We start from the raw sequence: 22,301 nt of genomic DNA, 5'->3' as shown, positions 1-22,301 counted from the left end.
CACTGATCAACTCCGTTTGTTATTTACTTTTAATAAGATCTGAAACTAAAACAAATTTATAGCCTTTGTCCTTTAACTTTTTAATCGCTAATGGTAATGCTTCAATCGTATGAATGTCATCTAGCATGTGAAGAAGTATAATACTCCCGTTATGTGTCTTCTTTAGTAGTCCGTTTACGATATCCGTTGCACTATTCTTTTTATCCCAGTCTAAAACCGTTACATCGTACATGATGATATCGGAGTAACCAGTTGCTGCTACATTCTTAGCTGATTGTTCATCAATTTCACCTGTAGGAGGTCTAAAAAACATGACAGGCTGTTGTTGAATGGCTTCTGTAATTACCATGTGAGCAGTCACTACTTCTTTCTGTAATTTTTCAGGGGTGATTTGAGTCAATACTGGATGAGTATACGTATGGTTTGCTACATCATGACCTTCTTCGACAATAGCTCTTGCCAAATTTGGGTTATCCTCCACTCCTTTAGCACGTAAAAAGAATGTAGCTTTTACTGATTCCTTTTTTAAAATAGCTAAAATCTGATTGACGGTCTTTTCACTACCCCAATCGTCAAATGTTAAAGCTATCTTTGGGGATGTCGTATCAAGGTTATAAATGAGTTTATATTTTGGGTTTTTATTTTTAAAGTCGACTGAAGCTGCATCGTGTCCTGGAATTTGAGCTAAAGGTTTTCTCTCTTTTCCATTTGCTATCAGATCTTCTAGCGGTATCAATTTATAGCCCATATCTGAAACTGCTTTTGCAATGAATGGAATAGCGGTGATAACTTCCGGATTAAGGTTTGTATTTAAGTTAATAATGCTTCCTCTCGCTATATATCTTTCTACATATGAAGCGATAGATTTGGCATCCTTCATTTTCCAATCTTTCGGGTTGATATTATAGCTAACCACAGCATCCATTCCTAATTGAGCTGTAGCAAGACGCACATCTTCTTTATAATCACCTGTTTTTGTGCGAACATAACGTGGACTAACGCCTGTTTCTTTTTGAATAATGTCATTTGATAATTTAATTTCTTTATAAATTTGGTCATAGCTAAAGTTGCTCATGTCCAATTGGTTTAAAGTATTGTTTTCGATTTCATGGCCTCTCGCTATAATTTCTTTTGCTATCTCTGGCTCTTCAGCAACCCTCATGCCTGGCAGGAAAAACGTTGCTTTTATATGATATTTGTCCAATTCATCTAATAACTTTTCCATTGTTTCACTGTCACCCATCCCATTAAAAGTCAGTGACAATGCTTTCTGAGTTGTATAAACAGATGGGATTGCCTTACTTTCTTCACCAGTAAAACGTTCAATTTTTTTTAAATGTTCACCCGAAATCTTCGAAGAGTCTGCACTTTCCTCTTGGCATGCTGCTAAAAATAATGCCATTAAAACAATGAGTATTTTAAAAATAGATTTTTTATTTTTTGACATTCCCGCTCTCCCTTTTATCTCTTCAAATAATATTTACTATTATTTTCATTAAATTCAATATTTTAACTTTTTGTTTAAAAGAAAACACGTATTATACTTTTCACACCTTTCTTTCCATCAAGCTAGTGGTATTTTCACAATGACTTCAAGGTAAATAGAAAACTAGAGGAAAACCTGTTACTATTCAGTTAAATTTTGATGTTGAAACTATTTCCAAAGTATTAGATTTCTATATTAACTGATTATAGTGAATTATCTTTTTGTAAACTATTGAAGAATGTTAATAATCCGGTATTAACATTCCTCAGTATTTTTCTTTTTTGGGCCTGGGTTAGCTGAACAATCGGGCTGTTACGAGCATATTTAATGCAGAATAAATGACAAAGCAATTTTAAATCTCTTATAACAATCTATTAAAAGTCAGATTCGCTACTTCATGATATAATTTGTATTGCAATTTATAACTTATAGTAGAAGATTGGTGAATAATAATATGAAGAAACAAAAAACAGGTTCTTGTACAACACTGTTAGTCGGAAAAAAGGCTTCAATGGACGGCTCTACAATGATCGCGAGAAATGAAGATAGTGGTAGTGCTGCATCGAATCCTCAACGATTCGTTGTGATGAATCCAGAAGATCAACCGAAACTTTATAAATCTGTTCAAAGTACGTTTGAAATTGAACTTCCTGATAATCCTTTGCGCTATACATCAACACCAGATGCCAGTGATGAAGCTGGAATTTGGGGAGAATCAGGTATCAATAGTGCAAATGTAGCGATGACTGCAACTGAAACAATTACAACAAATTCACGCATTTTAGGCGTTGACCCACTCGTTAAAAGCGGGATTGGTGAAGAAGATATGTTAACAATTGTTCTCCCTTATATTCGTTCCGCCAAAGAAGGGGTACTTCGTTTAGGGAAAATTTTAGAACAGTACGGTACATACGAATCAAATGGTGTAGCGTTCTCAGATAAAGATGAAGTATGGTATTTCGAAACAATCGGTGGACATCATTGGGCAGCGATTCGGATTCCAGACGATGCATATGTCATTGCACCGAACCGCTTTAACATCGATTATTTTGACTTTGAATCTCCTGATACACTTTACTCAGAAGATCTACCAATATTAATCGAAAAATACCACTTAAATCCTGATACGGATCAAGTGAACTTACGACACATCTTCGGCAGTGCATCTGTAAAAGATACGCGTTACAACAACCCACGTGCATGGTATGTTCAAAAATTCTTTAATCCAGAAATTGAACAGCAACCGATGGAACAAGATTTACCATTTATATGTCGTGCAAATCGCAAAATCTCTGTAGAAGATGTGAAATGGGCGTTAAGCTCCCACTTCCAAAACACACCATTTGACCCTTACGGTGAAGGTGATGAAAAATCGAAAAGTATGTTCCGTACAATCGGCATTAACCGCAACCAAGAATCACATATTTTACAAATTCGTAACGATGTACCTTCTGAAATTGCAGGTGTGCATTGGTTAGCATTCGGACCAAATACATTTAACGCTGTTGTACCATTTTATGCGAATGTAACGGATACTCCTGCATGCTATCGTGATACGACAACAACGTTTGATATTAGTAAAATCCATTGGTTAAGCCACACAATTGCACTACTTGGTGATACGAATTTCGATCTTTATAGCGATTTCCAACGCGCGTTTGAACAAAATACCGTTGCAAGTTGCCGCTTTATCCAAATGAACGCCGACCAAGAAGCAATGAAACAAGCTGATATTCAATCATATTTAGAACAAGTAAACGAACAATTTGCAGATATTTGTTTTAAAAACACCAATAAGTTATTAGGTGACATGGTAGGGGTCGGTACGAAGAGGATGAAACTGAACTTTTCGTTGAACGATTAATAGATGGAAAAAGCTGTGCAGAATTGCACAGCTTTTTTAGATTATTATTAACTTACGATTTGAAAAACAATACTTGCAATCCTTGTTTCTAATTAGAAAAAACAACTACTGAAGCTAATTCATTAACTATTTCAAAAAGGTTTTAAAGTGTTGGTACGTTTTTTTAGGTATATATTTCTTTTGTTTGGTCGTAAGTTTTTTGTATGCAGTATTTACTTTTTTAATTTGTGCTTTCGATGATCGGCGGTTGATTTTTTCCATATCATTCGCCACGTCACCTGCTGCTCTCATATCAATCGTTTTTTCGTGATCTGTTAATACCTCTTTATAAATAAGGAATTTTTTTTGAGCTTTTGTTAGTTTATCATATTGAGATCGTACCTTTTTAACAGTTGATTTATAGTTTTTCGATGTGCTAAATCTAATGTTTCGGATGGCTTTATCAACGTTTGCCGCTGCTTTTTGATCTTTTACAGTTTGCTCATTTGTTAGAAGTTTTTTATAACTTTTTTTAGCAACTGCCTTTTGTTCTGAAGTTAATGCGTTATAATACTGACGGGCTTCCTTTACACGTTCTTGATAATCACCATCTTCTATAAACATATACAGTTCATCTGCAACGGATTCAAATTGGTGAATTGGTTCTTCAAATTTAATTTGCGCTTCAGCTTTCTCAAGTTTTGTTACGAAGTCAGGATTGAACATCTCTTTTTGTTTATCTGTGAGAATGGAGTATTGTTGACGGGCTTTCCAGACAAGCGACTCATCTGTTCCCGCTTCTATAATCAGGTTTTCAACACGTTTAACCCTGTTTTGATTTACCGTAACCTCCATTGCTTTTGCTTGCTCGTAGCTCGCTTCAGCCAATTCCTCTGCAGCCGAACTAAGCTGTACAAAATCGCTGTAGGCCTGATTCAATTGCCCTAATGCGCGGTATGAATTGATATCAATACTGTCTACATAAGCTTTAAAAACATTCGCCTCTTTCTGGATTTGAACTCTTTCTTCACATTGTCTCAGCATGAAAGAAGCACCGTTTTTTTTCGCTATCGCCATCTGACTTGGCGTTAAATTCGTATACATTTCACGTGCACTACTTACTTTTTCTTCATCAATGATATCGGTTACTTCATATTTAAACTTATAAAGTTTTGCTACATAATGCACTACTTCTAGTGCTATTTTTTCATCTGCTAATTGTTTTTGATAAGCAATAGTCATTTCTTCAGTTGTTGCCGCCTTTACACCTTGCTGATTGGTTAGCAAGAGGATACTCATCCCAATCATTGCTGATGAAAGCATGTTCCATTTTTTTCTCATATGTAAAAACCTCCGGAAATTATTATGTATAAACGTATTTTATCATTTTATCATAATTTTAATAATTTTTATAAAAATATATAAAAAACGACCTAGAGATTAATTCGTTTTTAAAGAATTATTCATTTGTTCTAGGCAATGCCCGTTCAGATAGTAATTGATTTGCTATTTTATTTAGTAGATTATCGATTATTTTTTCTATAGCTGAAAAACCCCACTCCTCAAAACATTTTCTAATTCTTCAAAAAATCTGACCACTACATTTTTTATAAAATTGATACTTTTATAACAGTCAATCCTCTGTTAAGGTAATGTGTAATTAAGGAAACACATTATCAAATTAGATTTCTGGAAACTAGTAATCAGTTTGTGTGTGACTATTTCTTGATATCTACAAAGGAGGGGTTTATTATGCAAAAAGCAGCAAGTCATACTTATAACAAAACACGTACTTTTGAATTAATCCTTAGTGCAATGTGTATTGCACTTGTCTTCGTCGCAACAATGATGTTAAATATCAAACTACCAATTGCAGCAAACGGCGGTTTGGTTCATCTTGGTACAGCTATGCTATTTATCGTATCTATTCTATTTGGTCCGAAAACCGGTGCCATTGCTGGAGCATTTGGAATGGGCATATTCGACTTAGTTTCTGGTTGGACATTGTGGGCACCTATCACTTTTATTTCTCGAGGCTTGCAAGGGTACATAGCAGGAAAAATCGCTTGGTCTAATGGACGTAAAGGAAACCATATTGCTATTAATATACTCGCTTCTATCGTTTCAATGCCACCTATGATTGCTGTCTATTATATTGGAGAAGGCATTCTATATGGTAATTGGATACAACCAATGGCCTCTATCCCTGGAGATCTTGTTCAAAATATATTAGGGCTCATCATATCTATTCCAGTTTGTGCCTTTTTGAAAAAAATAAAAGCTTTTCAATAAAAAATAGAAAAGTGCCAAAGAATTTACTCTTTAGCACTTTTTTCATCCTTTAAAATCAAAATCCTATATACTTTTACAACAACATTCTTAAGTATTTTTCGAAGTTAACGCCTGCTTCTTTTGGGGTTTGTTCCAAGGAAGTATCGCTGATGGCAGCATTTAGAAAACTTTCTGCAAGTTGAACTGATTTTCTTAAATCATCCCCTCGCATCATGCCCCCCATAATGACTGATGCAAATAAATCTCCTGTGCCAGAATAACTTTCACCATTATACGGGATGGCATCATAAAATGTCTTACTTCCATCTAAGTACATATTTCCTATTAACTTCTCATTAAGGTTTATCGGAGGATTAACTCCCGTGATAATGACTTTGGCACCTGTTTCTTGCTGTAACATCTTGCCGGCTTCCTCTATAGCTTTGATAAAATCCTTTTTATTCGAATAACTATGTAGCTTATCATAAGATAATCCCGTTAATAGACAACATTCTGTCACGTTCGGTGTGATTACATCAGCATATTTCACAAGCTCCCGCATTTGCCCTAGCAATTCATCTGTAAAAAACTTATATGCTATGCCCATATCACCCATTACCGGATCCACCAGTAAACTTGTTTCTTTAGTTTGAAATGTATCTAAAAAGTGGAAAATATTATTAATCTGCTTTTTGCCTGTTACAAAGCCTGTGTAGATGCCCTCAAACGTTACATCCATCTTGTTCCATTCATCCTCAAAGTAATGCATTTTATCCGTAAAATCTTCGCAAAAAAAGCTTGCATAACCAGTTTGTGCAGACAATATAGCAGTTGGCAAAGGACAGACTTGTGTACCCATTACCGAAAGAACGGGAATAGCAGCTGTTAATGAACATCTTCCAAAAGATGATAAATCCTGTATTACCGCGACCTTTTTCATAAAACCAGTACCCTCCAAAAGTTGTATCTAGCTTAAACTTTAACTATCGTACCATAAAAAAAGAGCAGGGAAAATCCCTGAATTACTAGCGCTTAGTTTTATATAGATTTTTATCTTACTTCTTATAACAATCGAATTTCTATAAATAAACATACGACTTAACGAAAACTATATTTTATCTAGTTTCATTAAGTCGTATGTTTTTGTATTATTTACGAAAATAGATAATTTGTTATCTAATTAGTTTGTAGCTTTTTTTAATTCTTCTATTTCATCTTTACTTCCTACTTCATCCAATGATTCATCTCGCTCGATTTTATGCATGTCGAGAACGTGTTGTGAAGGAGGTATGATGAGACTCACTACAACAATTGTAATTCCTGATATGACAACACCTGAAAATCCAGGTACGAGCCATAACTCACTTAACAACCCGATAAATCCATCTGATTCAACTTTTGGTCCAGGAACATGTGTAAGTGATGTAATAATATAATAGGCAAGTCCAGCAGTAATACTTGCCCAAACAGCCGGTGTACTTACACGCTTCCAGAAAGGTCCAAGAACAATTGGCCAGAATATCGTAACAAAGATTATATCCCAAGCTAAATAAGCTAAATCGATTACTTTTTGTGCACTAACAGCTAATATAAAGCCTAATACAGCACTTAAAAGAATCATAATTCTAGAGAATAATAATAATTTTTTTGAGTCTGGGTTCTTATTGATAAAATCGAGATAAATGTTTTTCGTCACAATCCCTGAAGTAGCAACGTAACAAGCGGCAACAGTTGACATACCCATAGCAGCCATCGCTGTTAAGAATATAGCTGACAATAATGGTGGGAAGTAACCTTGCGCGAATGCTAACATAAGTGTTTCAGGATTTTTGCTATTAGGATAAATTGTTTTAAAAGCTTCTCCTAACATTCCAGGCATCCAACTGATAGCTATAATGACAATCCCTGCGATAATCATACTTTTTTGTGCTACTCTTGGACTTTTTGCAGCAGCTACCCTTTGTCCTAAATCTACAGCTGGAATATCACCAAGCGCTAAAACTAAATAGAGCGTCCAAAATTCTACTCCACCCTTATTGAACAATTCACTTATATTCCACCAGTCTGGGTTAAATGTAATGTCATGATAATTGAACATAATGAAAATCGAAATACCTAAAATTCCAAGAATCGCAAGTGTTCCTTGTACTACTTCAGTATATGCAACTGCCCATAAACCACCTATAACGGAATATAAAGCTGTCAAAGATACGAATAATAAAGCAGCTGGTAAAAAATCAATTTGTAAAAGGGTTTGGATAATATAGGTTCCACCAACAGTTAATGCACCAGCATTGAAAACACCAAATGCGATAGCCATTACGATACCTGTATAGGCACCTAATTTTTTACTACCATATCGTAAACCATAATAATCTGCTAATGTCCAACCTCTTAATCTTCTAAGAGGTTTGGTCCATATTAATGCGCCTAAAATCATACATGTACCTAGACCACCCATAGTAGCAGATCCTTCAAATCCACCACTAGTGTAGCCTGAACCGACAGCAGCAAAGAAGAATGGAGCAGCTAATAATGCTGCAATCAGACTTCCAGTTACAACAGATAACGGCATACTCCAACCGGCCACGATTAAATCCTCAGCCGTTTTGACACGTCGATATCCTTTAAAACCAATAAAATATATAAAAATCAAATACAATGAAAAAACAATAATATTCAACAATTCCATTACTCCTTAACTACAACATTATCCATTCATAACGCCCCCACCATTAGGGCCTAAAATTTGTCCTGTATAAAAATCAGCACATGATGATGCTAAAAACAAGACACTTTTAGCAATTTCTTCTGGTTGGGCTAATCTTTTTAATGGATATTTTGCTGACTCTTCCTCAACATAGTTGTCACCGAATTCTGCTAAAATATCAGTAAATGTAGCGCCCGGTGCAACTGCATTAACATTAATATGTGGAGCCAGCTCTCTTGCTAATGATTTGGTAAATGCATTAATACCACCTTTAGCAGCGGAGTAATGTGCATATTCTTCACATCCTAAACTTCCTAGGTCAGAAGAAATGTTGACGATTTTACCTTTGTTTCTCTTTAACATTCTTTTTGCAGCTTCTCGACAATTATAAAAGTTTCCATAGAGATGAACCTTTATCATTTTGTCCCACTGTTCATCTGTCATTTCTGTTATAGGAGCATTTTGCGCAATTCCTGCATTGTTAACTAGGATATCAATGTCTCCTAAATGCTTGTCCATGTACTGAAACATTTCACTTACTTGCTTTGAATCAGATACATCCGCATTGTATTTAAATGCTTTTACTTCGAATTTTTCTGCCTCTAAACGCGTCGTTTCTGCAATTTGATCATTGCCTACATAATTGATCAAAACATTGGCACCTTGTTCAGCAAATGCTAATGCGATGGCTTTACCAATCCCCATACTAGAACCTGTGATGAGTACATTCTTTCCTGTTAGTTTTAAATCCATTATTTGTCATCCTCTAATTCAAATTTCGTAATAAGTGCTTGCAATTCTTCCGCTGTATGACCTAAAGTATTGGAAGCATCTTTTACTTCTTGCATTGCAACTAATTGCTCTTCTGTTGAACTTGAAACATTTAGTGAAAACTCTGCAGATTGTTGTGAAGTTGTCTTCATATTGTTAAGAGATGCTGCCACTTCTTCAGATGCCGCTGAAATTTGTTGTGATGCTGCTGAAATTTCTTGAATTTGTTGAGCTACATCTTCAGTAGAATTCAATATTTCTTTAAAAATTGAACCTGCTTGAGTTGTATATTCTAATCCAGTTTTAACATTCTCTTTACCTTTTTCCATAACTGATATGGAAGCATCTGATTCAGATTGAATTTCATTAATAATCTTGAATATTTCTGAAGCAAAATGAGATGATTGTTCAGCCAATTTCTTGACTTCACCTGCAACAACGGCAAATCCCTTCCCATGTTCACCAGCTCTAGCTGCTTCAATAGCAGCATTAAGTGCTAATAGATTGGTTTGATCTGCTATATCGGTGATGAAATTGACAATACCACTAATTTTACTTGAGTTGTCATTTAGTCCTCGAATTGTTTCATCCATCTGTTTTACAGATTCACTTATTAAATTCATTTGATTTATAATTTGCTGAATCACTTCATTTCCTTGTTTCGCTGCATCGGTAGTAAGTTGCGATGTTTCAGAAACTGTATAAGCTGATTCTGCAATTTTTTGTATACTTTCTGCTGATTCTCCCATAGCAAGAGCTGTTTCTTCTGTCATAACCAAAGCAGTTTCAGCATTTTGTGCGATTACTTCCATCTCTTTCGAAACATGTGTAACTTGGTCGTAAGTTTCATTTGCATTTGTTGTTAATTGACTTGCTGAAGAAGCTACGTTATTCGATGTATTTTTTATATTTGAGATGATATGTTGTAAATTTTTCACCATTGTTTGAATAGATTGTGAAAGTTTTCCTACCTCATCATTTGAGACTTTTAAATCTACATGAGTTAAATCTCCATTTGCCACTCGGTTTGCAACCACAACTGCATTGTTTAGTGGTTTAAGTAAACGGTCGATTGTAAAGTAAAGAATGACCAGTAATATTAATAGACCTACAATAGCTAAAACAATTTCCTTAATAATGCTTTTCATAATAATCTTATTAATATAATCCGCTGAATAATCGATTCCTAATACTGCTACAGTCTTTCCGCTTTCATCTTTTAAAGGCGTGAAGACAGTTCGCCATGAACCATATGAATCTTTGAAAATATCTGTTACTTCTGGTCGATCATTCTTAATAGCAAGTTTTGCAGTTTTTACATGTATTGGCGCAAGGTCCGTAAATAATTCTCCTGCTTTATAAACTTCATTTAAATTTTTTGTAAAACCGAGAGTGGTAACTCCATTCGGTTCCATTTTCCAAATGTAACTCCAATACATAACACCTTGCTTATCTTTAATGTTATCTAGCTTTTGTTGTACATTAAGAAATCTCTGATCGTTTCCTCCACTTATGTTTAGTAAATCAGACACTTCTTTAGGACTTAAATTCATAGAAGTTAATAATCCTACACCTTTTAATTCTTGTTTAAGACTAGTCTTCATCTGACTTTGTAATTGTGTAATACTTTGCGTTGTAATGACTGCGAAAAGTGCAATGACAATTATAGAAACTGTTAATAAAATTTTGTTTTTTAGTGACAGCTTTTTGAAAAATTTCATAGTAAGTCCTTACATCTCCTTCAACTAATGTGAATCCAATTAGCAACCTCAAGTAATAAAATAATTATCTTAAATGGTTATTTATTCCTAAAAAATCATTTTCCTATATTACAAAAAGACTAAAATTGAACCATTTGAAAATATACCATATATTCTAATTAACATCAATAAAATGTCCTATTATATTCAATATTTTTCATTAATACAAGTAAATAATAACTATTTATCGTTAGAGGGTTTGTATATATAAAGAATTATTTAATCTCCAATCATCCCCCACTATTTTTATCTCTCTTTTGCATCTAAGTCCCAGGTCTTAGAAAAAATACACGTCAGGGCCGATATGGATTTTTTTAATATTTCTTACAATTACTAAAGAGGACATGGAAAAAGGGGGCAATGTTATGGTGCATCATTAAAAAGTATGTATTTTTTCGAAAAAGTGTGATATTTCGCTCTACATTCATCGTATATTTTAATTTGTGTTTAATCTGTTTTTAAGAGGAGGTTTATTATGTCGAATATTACTAAATGGGCTTTTGGTAACAAGCCTGCCATTGCCTTTTTGACAGTTCTCATATTAGTACTCGGTGCTGTCAGTTATTTTAGGCTACCTATGGAATTTTTACCATCTGCGGATAATCCGCAAGTTACCATCATTTCGATGGGGCAAGGAACAGATTCTAAAACAATGGAATCTGAAGTTACCATTCCCATTGAACGGGCAGTAAAAGGGTTAAATGGAAAAACATCCGTCTATTCAACGACTGGAGATGGATTTTCAAAAATAGATTTAAACTTCGAATCAGATTATGATATGAAACAAGCGAAACAAGATGTAGAAGAGGCAATTAGTAATGTGACTTTACCTACTAATATCTCAAAACCAATCATCTCTCAACTGAATACTTCAATGATTCCAATTGTTAACATTGCTGTCACCTTTAAAGATGGTTTGACGGATCAAAACAAAGAGTTTGCACGAGAGGAACTTCAATCACGCTATCAAGAGATTAAAGGGGTTTCTAGTGTAGATGTATACGGGATTACGAATTCCAGTATTTCAGTCCATTTAGATGAGAAAAAAATGGGTCAAAACCAAATTACACTTCAATCAGTTATGGGGATTCTTCAAGGACAAAATACGGCAGTAGCTGTTGGTGAAAAGAATATTGATGGTAAAACAAGTAATATTAAAGTTATAGGTGACGTATCAAGTATTGCAAAACTTAAAGAGTTAACTGTAGCACCTAATGTTACACTTGGCGATATCGCAACTATTAAAGAATCTACAGATACAAATTTCATCAGTCGCTTTAATGGAAAAGACAGTTTAAATATTAACATTACAAAAGACAGTCAATCCAATGCAGTGGCAATAAGTAAAGAAGTTGAAGAAGTAACCAAAGAAATCAATAAAGAATTTGATCAGCAGGAATCTGTGATTTATGTTTCCTCAGCTGATTTGGTACAAAACTCCGTTCATACGATGATTAAAGAAGTACTCATAGGGGCACTGTTTGCAACCATTGTCATTATGCTCTTTTTACGCAATATCCGAACTACTTTTATCACGATTGTATCGATTCCATTGTCACTTTGCCTTACCCTCTTCCTACTATCAAGGTCTGGCGTTACATTGAATATTCTAACGCTAGGTGGTGTCGCTGTTGCAGTTGGGCGATTAGTGGATGATAGTATTGTTGTGATTGAGAATATTTTCCGTAAAATGCAAACAGAGAAATTCTCGATCCGTATGGTAATCGATGCAACAAAGCAAGTAGGCGTTGCCATTACTGCTTCTACCTTAACAACTGTAGCTGTTTTTCTACCTATGAGTCTATTGAGTGGAGGCTTACAAGCATTCCTTTTACCTTTCGCGTTAACAGTTACCTATTCCTTGCTCGCTTCTTTGCTCGTAGCATTGACAGTTGTCCCATTAATGAGCGCCGGATTATTAAAAAATACAAAACTACCGAAACATAAACCAGCTGTTCGTTTTCCAAAAATCGTGAATTGGTCCCTAAACCACAAATGGATAATCTTCTCAATCTCATTGTTCTGTTTTATCGGTTCAATTGGCGCTTACTTTATCATTCCAAAAGGTGCAGTTGATAATTCTTCTGCAGATTACGTTACAGCAACACTAACTTATCCAGATGACACGCCATTTGAAACAGTAAAAGAAAAGTCTATTGAACTTGAATCTTCTATTCAAAAAATGGATAAGGTCAACCAAGTTTTTACACAGGTTGGCTCATCTGCAGAAGATGCACAATATGGTGTAGTAGGATCTTCGTCACAAGCATTCTATAGTATTCTGTTGGACAATAAAAAGGATACAGACCTAATAGTCAAAGAGTTAGAAAAGGAAAAAGAACAATATCCAGATGCCACTTTAGAAGTTACGGCATCCTCCTTTATGATGGGTGGAGCGAGTACAAATATTACCATTGATGTTGTTGGTGATAATTTAGAAGAGCTTGAAAATGTAGCCACCAATATTAAAGAAAAAGTACAACATGTCAAGGGTGTCGATAAAGTAATCACAAATCAAGAACAAAAGAAAACCGTTTATTCCTTTACTGTGGATCCTGCAAAAGGAAACACGGAACAAATTGCTCAACAGTTAGGTGTCCTATTAAATAAAACTCCAATTGGCACGATTAATGTTAACGACAAACAAAAAACAGTCTTTCTAGAACCTTTCATAGACACTAAAACAGATAAAGATTTAAAAAATATAAAAGTTATCACAAGTGCAGGTCAAGTACCAGTGTCTTCCATCGCGACATTACAAAGCGAAGAACTTTCAACGACTCAATTCCATAAAGATGGAAAACCATACCTTCGCGTTACAGCAACAGTAGATCCTGCAAAACTATCTAATATAGCAAAAGATATTAATATAGTGATTTTCGGTGATAATAATGAGAAAAAAGGTATAGATATCCCCGAGAATATAAAAGTTCTAGTCGGTGGAGCTAGTAGTGATCAAGCAAGTGATTTTGCCGATTTATTTCTTATTATGCTAGCATCAATTGGCATTGTATTTTTGATCATGATTATTACATTTAAATCGATTAAAACTCCAATTGCCATTCTGTGCTCTCTCCCACTTGCTGCAATTGGTGCCATTTTAGGTATTTTAATCAGCAGAATACCAGTCGATATAACTGCTCTTTTAGGTGCTTTAATGCTGATAGGCATCGTAGTGACCAATGCCATTGTACTATTAGACCGTGTCAGACAAAATGAACGCACGATGATTATTCGTGATGCACTAATCGAAGCAACAGCTACAAGGATGCGACCTATCTTTATGACCGCAGTAGCAACGATTTGTGCGATGCTTCCACTGTTATTGAAGAAAGCTGAAGCAGGAAGTTTAGTCTCACAAAGCCTCGCAATTGTGGTAATCGGTGGGTTAGCTATGGCTACCCTACTTACACTTATTGTAATTCCATGTGTATATGAATTGCTTTACTTTAGGAAGTCGAAAAAACAGCGTATGGAAAAAAGACTATTGAAGAAAATTCAACTGAAGTAGATTCAACCGTTGTTTAGTCATGTTGTCTTCCGATATGAAGTTCAATCTGTATAGTGATTTCCAACTTCCATTTAAGCAAAGCACCTGTGTAAGTTGCCATTTCATAAATGATTAACTCTTAAAGAAGCTGTGCAAATGCACGGCTTTTTTTAAGAGTTTTTTTGCACGTGTATCCCAGAAGACTTCAATTAAACACTTCTTTTAGATGTCTGATAGAAAGATATTATTAATCTGCTTTGTGAGCTTACTTTTTTGAAAAGATATTTGCAGTCTTTAATGCCAGTTTGACAGATTTTCGATTTAATGTTCCTTCTTGATGTTTAATTTTTTTGTTAAGTTGTATTATCTTATTCTGTAATTCTTCTTGAATTACTTTAGATTTCGTCTTTTCAAGCTTGTTTTCTTCTTCTACTATTTGAAGCCATCTATCGATCATTTCCCCATGTGTACACTTGGTGAATGATTTAACCGATGGCAGAAAATCGATACTTTGAATTTTTTGATCGAATGAAGTGCCTGTAGGATTGGGATTTTCTTTGTAAATATGATCCAATCCGTTCTGCTCAAGAAATTGAATATAGCGGTCAAAATTGGCAGGTGCTGATTTTGCAACTTTTTGAAAATCACTTTGTTCTACTATATCTAAAATTTGAGTCTGTTCATTAATTTGTTGTGGCCATACACAATTCAAATTGTGATATTCTACTAGCTCTCGCATCCTACCATCTTTTGGAATAATTATACTTGGTGTACCCGCAAGTATCGCAGCAATATTCCCATGTAAACGAGCACCAAAACTTAGATCGGCCTTCCCAATAAAGTCGAGCCAAGTTGGTACGTTTGTAAAATAGCGCACACGATTCTCTTGATAGAATGAATGTTCTATATTGGCGGGGAAATTACGCTTTTTAGATAAGTTTGGTCCCCCAAGGTATATCATACGTAACTCACGAAGCCATTGTGGGATATAGTAATGATTGTTAAAAACCTTTGCACTTCGTTCAATAAAATCCAAAACATTATCTGGTGATTTAGGCGAATTATTAATTGTTACAAGGGATTGTTCTGTAATGGTCGTTTCTCGAACTTTCAAATCTCTCCCAAACCCATACATTGATGGGCAACCAATTGCAATATGATCTACGCCTTCTTTAAATCCTAATTTCGTTAAATAGCGTGAGGTAATATCACCCCTCACCCCTATTATGCTTGATTTTTTTAAAACAGCCTTAACAAATGCTTTTACTTCCTCATCAAATGGATAGGCTTCATCTAAGTTTGGTTCAAAATCCGCACTTAAGCCAACTCCAATTACATACACAGGTATATTCAACCGATTGATCAATTCTGTATATTTGGCCAGCTTCGATGCAAATTTAGGACGAAATGCATCTGCTAGTGGAATTATATAACCATCATATGTATCATTTATATAGTCTGCTTTTTTGGGTTCAATTTTATAATAATCGGGAGTCAATTTTACATCATCCATAGTAAGTGTTCGGAATATGCTATACGCATAGACAAGGTTTCCAACATTACTACCAATTGAATTATTAACAATTTCATATGCAGGCGTAAAGTTGTCAAATGGTGACATACCTGCACGTATTAAATAGTGTTTCAAAAAAATGATTCTCCTTCCAAAAATGTTTCATCTCTACTATAAAAATATCATATCATCATAGATAAGCAGTTGACTAATATCCAAAAATTATTATTTAACACCACAACTGAATATTTATATTTTCATTCAAAACGGCACTAATAATTATACAAATTTGCATTATTATAATGAATATATATACATTTTTATGAATTAATTATATTGTCATTACATTTATGTAACATATTCATTTCATATAATAAAATTATTAATTTTTGATGTCATACTCAAAATCACTTTATTGCTGAATCACATTAAAGTGAAGATAAGAAAAACCAGACTTTAGCTTGAAGGCCAGAGTCTGGTTTTTCGTATTTTTCTCAGATTCAAACTGAACAGTTCTTAAGTACCACAATACGTAATAAACGGTCCGTTTTCTTTTGGAGGGTTTTGTAAATGTTGATGTTCTTTTTTTACTGTAAAGGGTGAACGTAAAGCATCGACTAATGTTTCTACATATGAAAGATCACCCTGCTCTGCAAATTTGAGTGCTTCTTCTACATAATGATTTCTTGCAATAATCGCTGGGTTAATATTACGCATCGAATACTTTGCCATTTCTAATGATGTATTTTCTTTTTGTAAGCGAAGATACCATTTCTTTTGCCACGTTTTAAAATCTTCTGTTTCGAAAATGTCTTGTGCTTCATCCGTACTTAGGCTACGGAATGTATTCGTAAAATCAGCTTGTTGTTGATACATCATTGTTAATAGTTCATCTATTAATGAGGCATCTTCTTCCATTGCTACTTGTAAACCTAATTTTTTACGCATACCTTCAAGCCAATAATGCTGAAATACTTTTGGATATTCATCAAGTTTTTCTTGCATAATAGTTAAAGCTTGCTCCTCATCATCATGCACAAGTGGTAATAAGGTTTCCGCTAAACGTGCCAAATTCCAGCTACCGATTTTTGGTTGGTTTTCGTATGCATAGCGTCCCGTTGTATCAATGGAGCTAAAAACAGTCGCTGGGTCAAAGGTATCCATAAATGCACAAGGTCCAAAATCGATTGCTTCACCACTGATGGTCATATTATCAGTATTCATAACTCCATGGATAAAACCAATTTGCTGCCAACTAGCTATCAACTTCGCTTGTCGATAAAGTACATTACTGAAAAAATCAGCATATGGATTATCGTGAGATGCAAGTATAGAATCGTGGCGTTGAATTGCATAATCAGCAAGGGCTTGTAAGTCTTCATGATCACAGAAATGACGTGCAAATTGGAATGTACCTACGCGTAAATGACTAGATGCTACTCTTGTTAAAATGGCACCATCTAACACTCGCTCTCGATATACAGGTTCACCTGTTTTAACAACAGCTAAACTTCTCGTCGTTGGAATATGAAGTCCATGTAGAGCTTCACTAATGATATATTCTCTTAACATTGGCCCTACTGCAGCGCGTCCATCCCCACCACGTGAATAAGGCGTTCTCCCTGATCCTTTTAATTGAAAATCTCTTAAACCTAACTTTGTTCCTTCTTCACCAATTAATATAGCTCGTCCATCGCCAAGCATTGTAAATTGTCCAAATTGGTGACCTGCATAGCTTTGTGCTATTTGCGCTGCAGATTCCGGCATCTCATTCCCCGCAAAAATTTGCAATGCTCGCTCACTCTTTAAAATACTGACATCAATCCCCAGTTCTTCTGCCAATTGTTCATTTACAACTAAAAAAGAAGGATTCTTCACTGGATTTAATGGTACAACTTTATAAAAAGAAGATGGTAGCAACATATAACTTTGATGTTCTTGCATATTTTCTCCTCGCTTGTTACATATTCTTATTAAACAGTATAAAGGAAAAACTTTAGTAATGCTGGTTTAGGTATTATTTAGAAAATCTTGCATCAGTAGGTGCTTCATTATAAACAAAAACTTTATCAATAAGTATTTGCATTAATTCTTTACATATCCATATCATTTCACAGCTATTAAGGTGATACATTTTTTAGTCTTGCTTTATATTTGGTGCTCTCCCGCGGTTTTGGGCTGTTCTCCCGCGGTTTTCTATTAAACTCCCGCGATTTTTTGCTACTCTCCCGCGATATTCTACTTCTGTCCCGCGAAAAAATAAATTTAAGTCCTAACACTATATTTATATGTACCTTTTAAATCGATCCATAATAAAAATACAGCTTGATTTCCATAAAATTCAATCAAACTGTTTATCTTTTATAGACACAAACGTTTTAAAATAGTTAAATTCTCTTCCAAAAACATTCTATGTTCTTTTATACCACGTCTTTTACACCAACCAACACTATTAAAGGCATCTGTAAACTGATAAAAGGGCAATGTTTCTTCTAAATTGATCAATGGTCGAATACTGTTATAGCCTTCTTTATATGCATTGTATAATGTTTGGTCAAAGCGTAAAAAGTCTCGATTTATCTTGGTGAAATCTATTTCTGTTGAACCAAATCGTACACTTTCAAAATCGATTACGCCTGAAACTTGATCTCCATCAACAATAATATTTGCTGGACGAAAATCCATATGTATAAAACTAGGTCCATCAGGTGGTGCTAACTGTTTCTTCATATTCTCAAATTTTTGGATAACCTGATTGTATAAACTTTCATCCAGTACTTTCTTTACATCCTCTGCGAAACTATAAAATTGGCGCTCTACGAAATTCGACCAACTGGAAAATTCATTTTGTATCCATTCTATATTTTGATCATTTGGGTTAATGTTATGTATTGAGCCATGAAGGACACCCACTTGGAAAGCTAATTTTGAAGAGACTTGAGGTGTTAACGGTATTCCCGGTAATCTTGATAATAAAAATGCTCCTATACAATCCTCATCACCATCCCAATAATCAAGCATTTTCGGAATAGCAACCTTCCCTTCTAAAATTTGATATGCTTCTAACTCACGTTGAAACTTCAATTTTGTATAAGGAATTTTGATATAGACCGTTTCACCATTTAACAAATTACATTTATAGACAGTTGAACTATGAGAATCTTCAACATTGTCAATTGACAGTACGTTTAATCTAAATTGATCTATCACACGATTTAACATTTATATTCACCCTCTCTTTTATATTCATCACATAATTATATAGTAATTTAAAAATTCTGTAATTTAAGAGGGCTATTAAAAAAAAAANAAAAAAAAAAAAAAAAGGTGCTCCTTATTCTCAAATAAGGATAGCACCTTTATAGTCACTAAATCTTTGTCAAAACAATTCCACCAATTGCCGTTAAAACACCGATAATTTGATAGAGTTTCATTTTTTCTTTATACAGTAAAACACTTCCTAATACGACAACTAAACAACTTAGACTGACGATTGGGAATACAATACTTGCGATACCAGTATCTAATGAGAAAAAGTAACTGCTATATCCTACTACACTGAAACAGCCAATCACTGCTCCAATTTTCACTTCAGAGCGGTGCCATTTTTCCTTTGTCACCAAGCTTTGGATAATTAAATAAACAGTACCACCACCATACATACAAAATAGCGTATTAATGGAATCAATTTGTAAGTGTGATGAAGTTTTCATCAAAATACCTAGAACGCCAAAGCATAAAATAGATAGTAAAATCCGATACATCCAAGGCATATAGTTGATATTGTCTGTTGTGCTACCTGGACTATATTGAATAACTGCTGCTGAACCAAGCATCACTATAATACCAATCCATTGAATGAGTGAAATATGTTCATGGAAAATTAGTGCAGCACTTAAAATTGGAATGACTGTATATGTACTAATAATGGGTGATGTTAAACTTGCAGGTCCATTTTCAAAAGCCTTTGTCATTTGAATATTCCCGTTCGCATTTAATATACCGATTACTGCTCCAAGTACTATTGTTAATAGATTAAAAGGAGCAAATCCTTTTATACTTCCATACCCTACCATTAACAAAAATGCGATCAGGTAGAAGAAAAACTGCATATGTACTTTCGACATCATTTTTCCTGATATTGCTTTAAAAATTAGATTATTGATGCCAAAACAGAACATCGTCAAAACTGCTGTAACAATCCACATAAAAATCCTTCTCTCTAGTTGCTATTGCTTATTTTAATATGAAGATTGCGTTCATGTAGCAATATTTAAGAAATTCATCATTTCTCGTATAAAATTGGTAGGTTATAAACATGAAATAGAAAATCTAATTCAAAAAAGGATCTTGAAAAAGCACATTCAAGATCCTTTTATTTGTATTTTACTTTTTCAATTTTTTGTTTTGTTCTGTTGCACTATCTGCTCGTTTGAATTCTTTTCGATAAGTGACTTCTTGCATCGATGTCAATCCATTATCTTTTGTTGTTAACTGTTGATGTGGTAACTTACCATCCTTCAAATAGTAACACTCCCTTCTTTATTATCTACTTCAGTTTTTCCTATGTAACGATTGATATACATGAGGGTTTTTCAGTAAAAAAATCAGAGAAGCACTAGTCTTATTATGTTTCATTAATCCAAAAAATTTTTCAATCAAAATAAAAAATAGAAGTGAGCTATTTTAAACCCACTCCTACTTCTATCACCAATCTCTTTGTATCCAATCATTACTAGTAAACTGTGGCAGGATTTCTTTGTTACCTGTTTTTACTTTTGGTTGTAAAACATACCATCCTCTGCCATTGACAGAGTCGTCTGTAGAATATTGAAAACGGATAAATTTCGTTCCTATTGGTAAAGATGTCGATTGTTTTTGCCATCGATTACTAATACCTGTAAATGTGTCGAGCTCTCGCCAAAGAATGCCGTCTTGAGAACTTTCGACTTTGCCGAAATCCTTATTTTTTTGAATTTGATACCAAGTTTGAAATGTAAGAATGGAAGGTTTTTGTATGTTTACTTTCGCTTGTAGGATTGATTTTTTGTTGTCTCCAAATCCGGCAAACCACGCTTTTTGATGTCCTGGAATAGCGACAGGAATAGCATCAGCTGCCTTTCTTGCTACAAGTCTCCTTGTTTGATTGATCGAAGTTGTTTGACGCGTTGGATGTACGCGATTGGTAAGTAAAATGACGATAGTGTTGTTTTTAGGGCTAATTACTAAAGACGTTCCAGTAAAGCCTGTATGCCCCATTGTATTTACATTACTTAGTGCATCCATATACCAGCCTTGGTTCAATTCAAATCCAAGTCCATGCTCAGTATCCGGGATTGCTTGAATCATATTTTGTTCCATTAAGGCAATTGTAGATGGCTTTAATATTTGTGTTTGACCATATTTACCTCTGTTTAAAAATATCTGTCCTAAGATTGTTAAATCATGCGCTGTAGAAAACAAACCTGCATGGCCCGCAACTCCATCCATAGACCATGCATTTTCATCATGAACTTGTCCCCATACTAGATTTCTGCCAGTCCAAGGTTGGGATTCTGTAGCTGCAATTCTATATTTTAAAGAAGCTGGTGGATTAAACATTGTGTCCTTCATACCTAATGGCTCTGTTATATTTTGCTTTATATATTCATCTAATCTTTGTCCTGTTAGTCTCTCAACAAGAACGCCTAATGTAATCATATTTAAATCACTATACTTATAATTTGTACCTGGAAGATTGACAAGACCATGCTTTAAAACGATTGCTATTCGTTCTTCTCTTGTTTTCCCCATTTTATATAGTGGGATTCCAGATTCAAATCCAGACGTATGTGTCAGTAGTTGACGAATTGTAATTTTCTCTTTATTATTTTCTGCAAACTCAGGGATATACGTTACAACAGCGTCTTCTATCGATAATGTACCTTCTTCAAATAATTGCATAACTGCAATAGATGTGAAGATTTTGGTGATTGATGCAATATCAAAAATGGTATCCTTCCTCATATATATTGGATTTTCTGCTTCTGTAAACTGATCATCCAAATATCTGTAGGCATATCCATAGGCTTGCTCTTTCAAAGTTATTCCTTTTGTAGCGATTGAAACAACAACACCTGGCATAACGTTCAGATGAATCGCATTTTGGATGATTTGATCAATCTCATTCAAAGGAGCCTTGACGATTCCATGAATATTGATCATGATTATTATTCACCTCTGACTTTTTAGACGAAGATGTAAGTACTGCTAATGCAAGGACTTAATAAGCACACTGATCGAGCATGGTTTGCATATCCTCTACTCAAACTACATCCTCCTGGTATTACTTATTATATTCAAAAACAATTATCCAAATTAGATACTAATCCAGAACTATTCACTTTAATCGTGAACACGCAGCAATAATGTCGTAAATTTCCCGCGCAATCGAGTAGGAGGGAGTGATTAACTCCCG

15 protein-coding genes are annotated in these 22,301 nt (G+C 34.5%); 3 read left to right on the top strand and 12 right to left on the bottom strand.

Annotated features, from left to right (window positions below; translation table 11 throughout):
* Nucleotides 1-19: 19 nt before the first annotated feature.
* Nucleotides 20-1,447: a polysaccharide deacetylase family protein gene (locus CW357_RS14610; RefSeq protein ID WP_124218427.1), complete on the bottom strand. Its 1,428-nt coding sequence runs from the start codon at nt 1,445-1,447 to the stop codon at nt 20-22.
* Nucleotides 1,448-1,940: 493 nt separating this feature from the next.
* Here CW357_RS14610 and CW357_RS14605 point away from each other — a divergent pair, with 493 nt between their 5' ends.
* Nucleotides 1,941-3,350, top strand: a complete 1,410-nt coding sequence (locus CW357_RS14605; protein ID WP_124218426.1) for a C69 family dipeptidase — start codon at nt 1,941-1,943, stop codon at nt 3,348-3,350.
* A gap of 126 nt (nt 3,351-3,476) precedes the next feature.
* Here the strand turns inward: CW357_RS14605 and CW357_RS14600 are convergent, their stop codons facing one another.
* On the bottom strand, nt 3,477-4,670 hold the full coding sequence (locus tag CW357_RS14600) for a hypothetical protein (RefSeq protein ID WP_124218425.1): 1,194 nt from the start codon (nt 4,668-4,670) through the stop codon (nt 3,477-3,479).
* Between the two features lie 411 nt (nt 4,671-5,081).
* Here CW357_RS14600 and CW357_RS14595 point away from each other — a divergent pair, with 411 nt between their 5' ends.
* Nucleotides 5,082-5,621, top strand: coding sequence for an ECF transporter S component (locus CW357_RS14595; RefSeq protein WP_124218424.1), 540 nt, complete (start codon nt 5,082-5,084; stop codon nt 5,619-5,621).
* A 73-nt stretch (nt 5,622-5,694) separates the two neighbouring features.
* On the opposite strand, the gene CW357_RS14590 is transcribed toward CW357_RS14595, so the two are convergent.
* The 4 genes from CW357_RS14590 to CW357_RS14575 form a co-directional block, all read right to left on the bottom strand.
* Nucleotides 5,695-6,540, bottom strand: a complete 846-nt coding sequence (locus CW357_RS14590; protein ID WP_119415442.1) for a pyridoxamine kinase — start codon at nt 6,538-6,540, stop codon at nt 5,695-5,697.
* 240 nt (nt 6,541-6,780) lie between these two features.
* Nucleotides 6,781-8,286, bottom strand: coding sequence for a sodium:solute symporter family protein (locus tag CW357_RS14585; RefSeq protein ID WP_124218423.1), 1,506 nt, complete (start codon nt 8,284-8,286; stop codon nt 6,781-6,783).
* Nucleotides 8,287-8,310: 24 nt separating this feature from the next.
* On the bottom strand, nt 8,311-9,063 hold the full coding sequence (locus CW357_RS14580) for an SDR family NAD(P)-dependent oxidoreductase (protein WP_119415440.1): 753 nt from the start codon (nt 9,061-9,063) through the stop codon (nt 8,311-8,313).
* Nucleotides 9,063-10,802, bottom strand: coding sequence for a methyl-accepting chemotaxis protein (locus tag CW357_RS14575; RefSeq protein ID WP_124218422.1), 1,740 nt, complete (start codon nt 10,800-10,802; stop codon nt 9,063-9,065). Before CW357_RS14575 ends, CW357_RS14580 begins: the two co-directional genes overlap by 1 nt.
* Before the next feature lie 514 nt (nt 10,803-11,316).
* On the opposite strand from CW357_RS14575, the gene CW357_RS14570 reads away from it, so the two are divergent.
* Nucleotides 11,317-14,352, top strand: coding sequence for an efflux RND transporter permease subunit (locus CW357_RS14570; protein ID WP_124218421.1), 3,036 nt, complete (start codon nt 11,317-11,319; stop codon nt 14,350-14,352).
* Nucleotides 14,353-14,596: 244 nt separating this feature from the next.
* On the opposite strand, the gene CW357_RS14565 is transcribed toward CW357_RS14570, so the two are convergent.
* From CW357_RS14565 to CW357_RS14540, 6 genes are all read right to left on the bottom strand, one after another.
* On the bottom strand, nt 14,597-15,979 hold the full coding sequence (locus tag CW357_RS14565) for a polysaccharide pyruvyl transferase family protein (protein WP_124218420.1): 1,383 nt from the start codon (nt 15,977-15,979) through the stop codon (nt 14,597-14,599).
* Nucleotides 15,980-16,360: 381 nt separating this feature from the next.
* Nucleotides 16,361-17,788, bottom strand: a complete 1,428-nt coding sequence (locus CW357_RS14560) for a protein adenylyltransferase SelO (protein ID WP_124218419.1) — start codon at nt 17,786-17,788, stop codon at nt 16,361-16,363.
* A gap of 417 nt (nt 17,789-18,205) precedes the next feature.
* A complete protein-coding gene (locus CW357_RS14555; protein ID WP_119415435.1) occupies nt 18,206-19,066 on the bottom strand; it encodes an aminoglycoside phosphotransferase family protein in 861 nt (286 codons plus the stop codon).
* A 146-nt stretch (nt 19,067-19,212) separates the two neighbouring features.
* Nucleotides 19,213-20,052 carry a DMT family transporter gene (locus tag CW357_RS14550; RefSeq protein WP_124218418.1) on the bottom strand — a complete coding sequence of 280 codons (840 nt, stop codon included), beginning with the start codon at nt 20,050-20,052 and terminating at the stop codon, nt 19,213-19,215.
* Nucleotides 20,053-20,230: 178 nt separating this feature from the next.
* On the bottom strand, nt 20,231-20,368 hold the full coding sequence (locus tag CW357_RS14545; RefSeq protein ID WP_119415433.1) for a YfhE family protein: 138 nt from the start codon (nt 20,366-20,368) through the stop codon (nt 20,231-20,233).
* Between the two features lie 183 nt (nt 20,369-20,551).
* Complete coding sequence (locus tag CW357_RS14540) at nt 20,552-22,048, bottom strand: serine hydrolase domain-containing protein (protein ID WP_119415432.1); 1,497 nt, start codon at nt 22,046-22,048, stop codon at nt 20,552-20,554.
* Nucleotides 22,049-22,301: the final 253 nt, after the last annotated feature.

This window comes from Rummeliibacillus sp. TYF005 (assembly GCF_003844195.1).
GTDB lineage: Bacteria > Bacillota > Bacilli > Bacillales_A > Planococcaceae > Rummeliibacillus.
Note: the sequence above shows the minus strand (reverse complement) of the source record. Positions and strands in the feature narration are given on the sequence as shown.

Coding starts and splice junctions, on each gene's coding strand:
- CW357_RS14610 (WP_124218427.1), bottom strand. CDS start 1,447: ATGTCAAAAAATAAAAAATCTATTTTTAAAATACTCATTGTTTTAATG.
- CW357_RS14605 (WP_124218426.1), top strand. CDS start 1,941: ATGAAGAAACAAAAAACAGGTTCTTGTACAACACTGTTAGTCGGAAAA.
- CW357_RS14600 (WP_124218425.1), bottom strand. CDS start 4,670: ATGAGAAAAAAATGGAACATGCTTTCATCAGCAATGATTGGGATGAGT.
- CW357_RS14595 (WP_124218424.1), top strand. CDS start 5,082: ATGCAAAAAGCAGCAAGTCATACTTATAACAAAACACGTACTTTTGAA.
- CW357_RS14590 (WP_119415442.1), bottom strand. CDS start 6,540: ATGAAAAAGGTCGCGGTAATACAGGATTTATCATCTTTTGGAAGATGT.
- CW357_RS14580 (WP_119415440.1), bottom strand. CDS start 9,063: ATGGATTTAAAACTAACAGGAAAGAATGTACTCATCACAGGTTCTAGT.
- CW357_RS14575 (WP_124218422.1), bottom strand. CDS start 10,802: ATGAAATTTTTCAAAAAGCTGTCACTAAAAAACAAAATTTTATTAACA.
- CW357_RS14570 (WP_124218421.1), top strand. CDS start 11,317: ATGTCGAATATTACTAAATGGGCTTTTGGTAACAAGCCTGCCATTGCC.
- CW357_RS14560 (WP_124218419.1), bottom strand. CDS start 17,788: ATGCAAGAACATCAAAGTTATATGTTGCTACCATCTTCTTTTTATAAA.
- CW357_RS14555 (WP_119415435.1), bottom strand. CDS start 19,066: ATGTTAAATCGTGTGATAGATCAATTTAGATTAAACGTACTGTCAATT.
- CW357_RS14550 (WP_124218418.1), bottom strand. CDS start 20,052: ATGTGGATTGTTACAGCAGTTTTGACGATGTTCTGTTTTGGCATCAAT.
- CW357_RS14540 (WP_119415432.1), bottom strand. CDS start 22,048: ATGATCAATATTCATGGAATCGTCAAGGCTCCTTTGAATGAGATTGAT.